At 39.8% G+C, this 1672-nt stretch carries 1 protein-coding gene and 1 pseudogene; one reads left to right on the top strand and one right to left on the bottom strand.

The window, feature by feature from the left end; all coding sequences use genetic code 11:
- Positions 1 to 204 (top strand): hypothetical protein (locus QUB11_RS31070; RefSeq protein WP_333392560.1); only part of this gene is annotated, 204 nt, incomplete at its 5' end.
- Between the two features lie 35 nt (positions 205 to 239).
- Here QUB11_RS31070 and QUB11_RS31075 read toward each other — a convergent pair.
- Positions 240 to 1309 (bottom strand): annotated as a pseudogene (locus QUB11_RS31075) (IS630 family transposase).
- Positions 1310 to 1672 lie beyond the last annotated feature (363 nt).

Below are 1672 nucleotides of genomic sequence, written 5' to 3' on the forward strand. Positions count from 1 at the left end.
GTGGCTGCTGCCGAGGCACTAGCAGGAGCCTCAGTTGTGGATTTTAAAGGCAATCATGATTCAGTTCTGCGAATTCGTATCCATCAACTTAAGGCTACCCCGACTACAAAAATGACAACTTGGGGTACTCGTGTAGTAGATAAAATTGATAGTTCTTTCTCCTTTCCTTTTGGTATCAGCGGCGCGACTAATTCAATTAAGTAGGTCGGCATAAAAAAACCAAAGTAAGTAAAGAAATGTTAAGAGCGGGAACGGGAACTAAATTTAAAGCGATTAGTTGTATAATCTCCTCGTTCTCCTCTAGCTTCAATTCCATCAATTACTGCGTAGGCAAGATCTAGTTCGTCTTCAAACATTTTTCCTACCAGTTCATGATTTTTAAGTTGTTGCCATTCCAGTTCAATTTTGTTCATTTCTGAGCAGTATTCTGGTAAAAAGAAAATATACAAGCCCTGGCTTTCCCACTGGGACCATTTTTGTTGGACATCTAGGGATTTGTGTATGGGGCCGTTATCTTGAATTATCACTCTTATCCGTCCAGTTGATTTCATTTCTAATTCCGCTTGTTGAGCTTCATTTTCCATGATTTTGATATATGATTCGCTACTGAAACTCCCAATAACCAAGCCATACGAGAAACTGATACACGGCTGTAGCAATCCTAAAATACTCAATCTTCGCCCCCTTCGTTTTGTTTGCTCTAACCGTTTTTGCGCTCCAATTGGGTAATATGTATATCCATTGGAACTCCACAAACAAAAACCTGATTCATCCAGGTATTTCAGATCGATTTCTCCCGCCGATGCTGCCAATTCCAACATATCTTGATCTGCCTGTTTAAGCGAGCGTCGTAATGGGTCTTGCTTCTGTTTATGGCTGGATCGCGCTCGTTTCCAAATAATCTTTTTTTTTTAAGAATTCGTCTTAATCTGTCAGGGCTTAATTTGACCCCGCGTTCTTGTTCTAATTTTTGGGCAAGTTGACGACTATTATATCTGCGTGGTTCATTGACGAGACATTCTTCTAGATAAACAATATCTGATTCTTTCCATGTTTGTTTTACCCCTCTGCCTCTGGTTGACCATAATCCTACCAAACCCATTTTTAGCCACCGATGAATTACTTCTCTAATTGTTTGCTCCCTACACTTAAAATGAGCTGCAATCTCGTCTATATACCACCCCTGGGAGTTTAATCTAAGAATTTGCGCTCGATCTTTTACTTTCTGAGAGACTGTTGTTGCTGTTCTCAATTCAAATAGTGTTCTGTCTTCTTCTTGGTTGAGAAATACTCTTAAACGAGCGCCCATATTTGTTTATTTTGTAAATTTAATTCGACTTTTTACTTATCTTAACATACTTTGGTTTTTTTACACCTACCTACTTAGTGCAGCTAAAACAGCTTTCCAAGCGTGGTTAACGGGAGCCGGTAACGGAGTATTGGGTACACGCGCAGGCAATTACGCAGAACTAATACATCGGGGAAAAGTTCTTGACACGTTTGTAAAATGATTCAATTACAATCTGGGCCTAATTTTTGGAATCAAATCTGGTTTGTGCCTATTCCCAAAACAGTAGACCCATTGGCGAGACAAGTTTGCCCCGTTCTTTTAACTTCGCCTGTGATTCTTACTTTTTTAAATTTCCCTAGTGGTTTCCATTTTGGGCGATCG

The sequence above is a fragment of the Microcoleus sp. B6-A1 genome (assembly GCF_036705085.1).
Lineage (GTDB): Bacteria > Cyanobacteriota > Cyanobacteriia > Cyanobacteriales > Microcoleaceae > Microcoleus.